This window comes from Uniformispora flossi (assembly GCF_049534875.1).
Taxonomy (GTDB): Bacteria; Actinomycetota; Actinomycetes; order Streptomycetales; family Streptomycetaceae; genus Yinghuangia; species Yinghuangia aomiensis.
In genome coordinates, this window is sequence record NZ_JBMULZ010000010.1 from 299165 (window position 1) to 306376 (window position 7212).

Below are 7212 nucleotides of genomic sequence, written 5' to 3' on the forward strand. Positions count from 1 at the left end.
CGCATCCGCTGACAACACCCCCGTCGACTCACAGCACCTTCGACAGGAATGCCCGCGTCCGCTCGTGCTGCGGATTCGTCAGCACCTCGCGCGGATGCCCGGACTCGACGACGACACCGCCGTCCATGAAGACCAGCGCGTCGCCGACTTCGCGGGCGAATCCCATCTCGTGGGTCACCACGATCATCGTCATGCCGTCCTCGGCCAAGCCGCGCATCACGTCGAGCACTTCGCCGACCAGCTCGGGGTCGAGCGCCGACGTCGGCTCGTCGAACAGCATGAGCTTCGGCTCCATCGCCAGCGCTCGCGCGATGGCGACGCGCTGCTGCTGTCCGCCGGAGAGCTGCGCGGGATAGGAGTCCACCTTGTCCGCGAGCCCGACCCGGTCGAGCAGCCGCAGCGCTCGCTCCCGCGCGACCGCCTTCGTCTGCTTCTTCACCTGGACGGGCGCTTCCATGACGTTGCCGAGCGCGGTCATGTGCGGGAACAGGTTGAACCGCTGGAACACCATCCCGATGTCCCGCCGCTTCAGTGCGACTTCGGAGTCCTTGAGTTCGTAGAGCTTGTCGCCCCTCTGCCGGTAGCCGACCAGCTCGCCGTCCACCCACAGCCGCCCGGCGTTGATCTTCTCCAGGTGGTTGATGCAGCGGAGGAACGTCGACTTGCCCGAGCCGGACGGCCCGATCAGGCAGAACACCTCCCGCGGCAGCACCTGCAGGTCGATCCCGCGCAGCACTTCGTTGAGCCCGAAGGACTTGTGGACGCCTTCGGCGAGCACCATCGGCTGCCCTGTGTCGACGGTCATGTCCTGGCCACCTCCGGGCGCCGCAGGCCGAACACGAGCTGCCGCACCCGATGGAACGGCGTGGGCGGCAAGTCGTGCAGTGCGCCGCGTGCGTAGTACCGCTCGACGTAGTACTGCCCGGTGCTGAACACCGTCGTCAGGATCAGGTACCAGATCGAGGCGGTGAAGAGCATCTCGGCGACCGCGAGGTTGTCCTGCGCGCGTACGCCCTGGTTGAAGAACAGCTCGTGGTACTGCACCACGGAGACCAGCGACGAGGTCTTCAGCATGTTGATGAACTCGTTGCCGGTGGGCGGGATGATGACGCGCATCGCCTGCGGCAGCACCACACGCCACATGGTCTTCGCCCGCGACATGCCGAGCGCGTGCGAGGCCTCGGTCTGGCCCTCGTCGACCGACTGGATGCCCGCGCGCACGATCTCCGCCATGTACGCGCCCTCGTTGATGCCCAGACCGAGCAAGGCGGCGAGGAACGGCGTCATGAAGGTGTTCATCGACTCGCTGTAGAACCCGACGTTGAACGTCGGGAAGATCAGCGAGAGGTTGTACCAGATGATCAGCTGCACATAGACCGGCGTGCCGCGGAAGAACCAGATGTAGAACCAGCCGACGGTGTTGGTGACCGGGTTCTTCGACACACGCATGACGGCCGCGACGACGCCCAGGACGACGCCGAGGAGCATCGACAGGACGCTGATCTTGATGGTGTTCCAGACGCCTTCGAGGATCAGGCTGTCGTCGAGGTAGTCGAAGACGACACCCCACCGGATCTTGGCGTTGGTGAAGGCATAGACGACGAGCCCGAACAGCACGAGCACGACGACCGCGGAGGCCCACCGCCCGTAGTGCCGGACGGGGATCGCCTTGATCGGAACGGGCCCGGGGGCCTTGGGGCTTTCGGGTTCAGGCCCGGCCGGCGGTTTGCCGTCGGCCGGGCCGGAGCCGGGAGCAGGGGACACGGGTGGCGCCTCTCGGAAGGCCGGTGCGGGTCAGGAGCCGCCGTTGACCGCGGCCTGGGTGACCGCGCCCGCGCTCAGCTTGCGGGCGTCGAGGATCTGCTTGTACTCGCCGCTCTTGATGATGTTGTCGACGGCTTCCTTGATGACGTCGCGCAGCTGCTGGTCTTCCTTGCGCAGGGCGATGCCGTAGGGGCCGGCCTCGATCTGGTCCCCGACGACCTCGAAGTCGTTGCCGTTGTTGGCCGTTTCGGCGTTGTAGATGGCCACCGGGAAGTCGTTGAGGTCGGCGACCGCGCGGCCCTGCCGGACCTGGAGCTGGGCCTCGGTGTCCTTGTCGAAGGTCAGGACCTCGATTTTGCCCTTGCCCGCGGCGGCGCACTTGTCCTGCTGCGCCTTGGCCATGTCCTCCTGCGTGGTGCCCTTCTGCAAGGCGATCGTCTGGCCGCACAGGTCGTCCAGGGTCTTGATCCCCTTCGGGTTGCCCTTCTGGACGAGGATCGAGGTGCCCGCGTTGAAGTAGTCCACGAAGTCGACGCCCGGCCCGGCCTTCTTGCCGGTGTCGTCGGTGCCTTCCTGGCGCTTCTTCGTGTCGCTCATCGACGACATGATGATGTCGATGCGGTTCGACTGCATCGACACGATGAGGTCGTCGAACTTGCCGTTCTGGAACTTCAGTTTGATGCCGAGCTGCTTGCTGACGGCGTTGCCGATGTCCGGGTCGAGCCCGATGATCGTCTTGCCGTCCTTGTCGTAGTACTCGTTGGGCGGGTACGCCACATCCGAGCCCACCTTGATGACCTGGGCCTTCTGGTACTTCTCCGGCACCTTCGCGTACAGCGGTGCGGACTTGTCCACGGGCGGCTTACTGTCGCCGTCGTCGCCGCAGGCGGTGAGGAGCAGCGCGCCGGCCACGAGCGCGGCACCGGCCGCGGATATGCGGCGGCGCGCCGAGTGTGCAGTCATCGGGGGTCCTCCATGAGGGAGCGGAACAGCGCCGATCGGGGACTGACGTACACAAAGATCGACTCGGACACTTGTTCACCCGCGCCGAGATCGAGTCGCAGTTTCCCATCATGTGGACCGGTGGGGGGATGCTCGCCATGTCAAATTCAGATAACGGATGACGCGCGTAGTGCATGAACATCAGCGCGAGAACGGCAGAGAGCCCGGAGCGCGCCATGCGCTCCGGGCTCTCGCGTTCAGCTCAGGCAGTCACCTGTCGCCGTGACCGGTCAGGCGTCCCCGCCCACCGTGCCGACCCCGGCCGCCTTGACGTCGAGGATCTGGTACCGGTCGATGGCCTTCTTCACCGTGCCCGGGTCGACCTCGCCGCGGCGCGCCAACTCGCTGAGCACGCCCACCACGACCGACTCGGCGTCCACGTGGAAGAACCGCCGCGCGGCACCGCGGGTGTCCGCGAAGCCGAAGCCGTCGGTCCCGAGCGAGCTGAAGTCGCTCGGCACCCAGCGGGCGATCTGGTCCGGCACCGCGCGCATCCAGTCGCTGACCGCCAGCACCGGGCCCGGACGGCCGTCCAGCACGCGCTGCACGTACGGGATCCGCGGCTCCTCCTCCGGGTGCAGGAGGTTGTGCTCCTCGCACGCCACGGCCTCGCGGCGCAGCTCGTTCCACGACGTCGCCGACCAGACGTCCGCGACGACGTTCCAGTCCTCGGCCAGCATGCGCTGCGCGTCGAGCGCCCACGGCAGGCCGACGCCGGACGCCAGGATCTGCGCCTTGAGCGCGCCGTCCCGCGGCTCGCCCGGCTTGAGCAGGTACAGGCCCTTGAGGATGCCGTCGACGTCGACGTTCTCCGGCTCGGCCGGCTGGTCGATCGGCTCGTTGTAGACCGTCAGGTAGTAGAAGACGTCCTCGCCGTGCGGGTGTTCGTCCGACGAGCCGTACATGCGGCGCAGGCCGTCCTTGACGATGTGCGCGATCTCGAACGCGTAGGCCGGGTCGTAGGCCACGACTGCCGGGTTCGTCGACGCCAGCAGCTGCGAGTGCCCGTCCGCGTGCTGGAGGCCCTCGCCGGTCAGCGTGGTCCGGCCCGCGGTGGCGCCGAGCACGAAGCCGCGCGCCAGCTGGTCGGCCATCTGCCAGAACTGGTCGCCGGTGCGCTGGAACCCGAACATCGAGTAGAAGACGTACACCGGGATCATCGGCTCGCCGTGCGTCGAGTACGACGACCCGGCGGCGATCAGCGACGCGGTGCAGCCTGCCTCCGAGATGCCCTCGTGGAGCATCTGGCCGCTCTCCGACTCCTTGTAGGAGAGCAGGAGTTCGCGGTCGACGGCCTCGTACCGCTGACCGTGCGGGTTGTAGATCTTCGCGGTCGGGAACATCGCGTCCATGCCGAACGTGCGGTACTCGTCCGGCGCGATCGGCACGAAGCGCTTGCCGATCTCGGGGTCGCGCATGAGGTCCTTGAGGAGCCGCACGAAGGCCATCGTGGTGGCCATCGGCTGCCGCGCGCCCTTCTTGATCGGCGCGTACACCTCGTCGCCGGGCAGCTTGACCGGCTTGGCACGCAGCACGCGCTGCGGCAGCGAACCGCCGAGCGCCGCGCGGCGCTCGCGCATGTACTCCATCTCCTCGGACTTGTCGCCCGGGTGGAAGTACGGCGGCAGGTCGGCTTCCAGCTCCTGGTCCGAGATCGGCAGGTAAAGCCGGTCGCGGAACATCTTGAGGTCGGCCTTGGTGAGCTTCTTCATCTGGTGCGTCGCGTTGCGGCTCTCGAAGTTCGGACCGAGGGTCCAGCCCTTCACCGTCTGCGCGAGGATCACCGTCGGCTGGCCGGTGTGCTCACGTGCCGCCTTGAACGCCGCGTACACCTTGCGGTAGTCGTGGCCGCCGCGGCCGAGCTTGCGCAGCTCGTCGTCCGACATGTGCGCGACCATCTTGCGCAGCCGGGCGTCGTCGCCGAAGAAGTGCTCGCGGGCGTAGCCGCCGGACTCCACCGCGTACGTCTGGAACTGCCCGTCCGGCGTGGTGTTCATCTTGTTGACGAGCACGCCGTCGGTGTCCTGCGCGAGCAGCGGGTCCCACGAGCGGTCCCACACGACCTTGATCACGTTCCAGCCGGCGCCGCGGAAGTACGACTCCAGCTCCTGGATGATCTTGCCGTTGCCGCGCACCGGGCCGTCGAGCCGCTGCAGGTTGCAGTTGATGACGAAAGTGAGGTTGTCCAGCTCCTCGCGGGCCGCCAGGCCGATGTTGCCCAGCGACTCCGGCTCGTCCATCTCGCCGTCGCCGAGGAACGCCCACACGTGGCTGCGCGAGGTGTCCTTGAGGTTGCGGTGCAGCAGGTACCGGTTGAACCGGGCCTGGTAGATCGCGCCGAGCGGGCCGAGGCCCATCGACACGGTCGGGAACTCCCAGAAGTCGGGCATGAGCCGCGGGTGCGGGTACGACGACAGGCCGTACGGCGCCTGCGAGTGCTCCTGGCGGAAGCCGTCCAGGTGCTGCTCGGTCAGCCGCCCCTCGAGGAAAGCGCGGGCGTAGATGCCGGGGGCGGCGTGGCCCTGGAAGAAGATCTGGTCGCCGCTCTCGCCGTGGTCCTTGCCGCGGAAGAAGTGGTTGAAGCCGACCTCGTACAGGCTGGCGGACGACGCGTACGTCGCGATGTGGCCGCCGACGCCCAGGCCGGGCCGGTTGGCGCGGGACACCATGATCGCCGCGTTCCAGCGGATGAACGCGCGGATGCGGCGCTCGATGTCCTCGTCACCGGGGAACCACGGCTCGCTCTCCGGCGGAATGGTGTTGATGTAGTCGGTGCTGCGCAGGGCAGGCACACCGACCTGCCGCTCGCGGGCGCGTTCGAGCAGCTTGAGCATGATGTAGCGGGCGCGCTGCCGCCCCTGCTCGTTGATGACGGAGTCCAGTGACTCCAGCCACTCCCCGGTCTCCCCGGGGTCGATGTCCGGGAGCTGGCTCGGGAGGCCGTCACTGATGATCGAGAAGCGCTCTCGTCCGGATGCCACGCTGTTCCTTCGCATATCGGTAGATGTAGCGATCATCGGCCGGGCCCGGGATGCCCGGAGTTGTCCCGGCGATCCCGCGCGTCGGCCGCCAATGAGCGGTGTCGCGCCGCCTCCATCGTGGTACCCGAACGCCGTATCCGTCATCTCTACCGATCAGTAATGAACCCGGTGGATGCGCAGGTAGCGCCCACACGTGCCCATATCTGCCGCTTCGATCTCGTGGACCTTTGTATCCCTGCCTCTTCGGCTTTCCCGGCTACCGCGACGAGGGGCGGCGTTGCCCTGACCCCGGCTGTCGCCGGGTGCCACACGCAGCGGTCGACGGGTGCGGGGTATCCACACCTGTCAACCGCCTAGAACATTACGCCCGGCCTCTTTCTTCCGAAGCACCGGCGTAGTTGTCTGGGAGGTGTACGGATGCCGCGGCGGGGGACACACCAGGCATCCTCGGCGGAAGGAGTTCCGATGCACGCGACCATCGGCGACCGGCTGCACGTCCACGGCAATCACGTCGGCGAAGCGGACCGGAAAGGCGAGATCCTCGAGGTCCGCGGCCCGGACGGCGGCCCGCCCTACGTGGTGCGCTTCGAGGACGGCCATACCGGCCTGATCTTCCCCGGACCGGATGCGGAGGTCGAGACCGCGGCCGCGCGGCACGCGCTGGGACGCCCGCTGCCGAGCTCGGCACCCACGCCGAACGCGATGCCCAAGCACCAGCGGCACGGCTGGTGACCCCCCGACACTTTTCCGAGATGCGTCCGGCACCCGGCCGGCCCGACCGGCACCGCCCCGATACCCGTCGGGGTGGTGTTTGGGCGGTGGCGTGACCTGGGTACTTGCGCGAACAGCCCGGCGCGTGTGGACTACGGCCACAGCTCCGGAAACCTGCGGGGCCGAACATGGGAGGTCACTTCGTGAGCGCGACCGCGGACCACGCGGAGGAGAAGGCCAATCCGGCTGCCCGGCTTGGCTTCGAGGCCGGACAGGTGGTCCAGGAACTCGGGTACGACGACGACGTTGACGAGGAGCTGCGCGAAGCCATCGCGGAGGTCACCGGAAACGAGCTTGTCGACGAGGACTACGAGGAGGACGTCGCCGACGTCGTGCTCCTCTGGTTCCGCGATGAGGACGGCGATCTCGTCGATTCCCTCGTGGACGCCCTGACCACGCTCACGGACGGCGGCCACATCTGGCTGCTGACCCCGAAGACCGGACGCGACGGCTACGTCGATCCCGCGGACATCGGTGAAGCGGCCCCGACGGCGGGCCTGGCCCGCACCACATCCGCCAATGCCACCAAGGACTGGTCGGCGACCCGTCTGGTGGCGCCGAAGACCGCGCGCAGCGGCAAGCGGTAGTCCCGACGCGGAACACCACGAGGCCCGCGGCCGATCCGATCCCCAACCGCCGCCGGGCGCGTCGCAAGCCGGCGGCCGGCCCGGGGCGGGTAATCCCGGCACCGGTC

General features: G+C 68.0%; 6 protein-coding genes. 2 read left to right on the top strand and 4 right to left on the bottom strand.

Annotated elements, in window-relative coordinates; genetic code table 11:
- Positions 1–28: 28 nt before the first annotated feature.
- From ACPA54_RS23130 to aceE, 4 genes are all read right to left on the bottom strand, one after another.
- Positions 29–805: an amino acid ABC transporter ATP-binding protein gene (locus ACPA54_RS23130; protein ID WP_423532664.1), complete on the bottom strand. Its 777-nt coding sequence runs from the start codon at positions 803–805 to the stop codon at positions 29–31.
- A complete protein-coding gene (locus ACPA54_RS23135) occupies positions 802–1764 on the bottom strand; it encodes an amino acid ABC transporter permease (protein WP_423532666.1) in 963 nt (320 codons plus the stop codon). Before ACPA54_RS23135 ends, ACPA54_RS23130 begins: the two co-directional genes overlap by 4 nt.
- A 30-nt stretch (positions 1765–1794) precedes the next feature.
- Positions 1795–2727 (bottom strand): ABC transporter substrate-binding protein, encoded by a 933-nt coding sequence (locus ACPA54_RS23140; RefSeq protein ID WP_423532668.1) that lies wholly within the window; start codon positions 2725–2727, stop codon positions 1795–1797.
- 269 nt (positions 2728–2996) lie between these two features.
- On the bottom strand, positions 2997–5762 hold the full coding sequence (aceE, locus tag ACPA54_RS23145; RefSeq protein ID WP_423532670.1) for a pyruvate dehydrogenase (acetyl-transferring), homodimeric type: 2766 nt from the start codon (positions 5760–5762) through the stop codon (positions 2997–2999).
- Between the two features lie 450 nt (positions 5763–6212).
- On the opposite strand from aceE, the gene ACPA54_RS23150 reads away from it, so the two are divergent.
- Complete coding sequence (locus ACPA54_RS23150) at positions 6213–6479, top strand: DUF1918 domain-containing protein (RefSeq protein ID WP_423532672.1); 267 nt, start codon at positions 6213–6215, stop codon at positions 6477–6479.
- Positions 6480–6661: 182 nt separating this feature from the next.
- Entirely contained in the window at positions 6662–7105 is a 444-nt protein-coding gene (locus tag ACPA54_RS23155; protein ID WP_345673327.1) for a DUF3052 domain-containing protein, read from the top strand.
- Positions 7106–7212 lie beyond the last annotated feature (107 nt).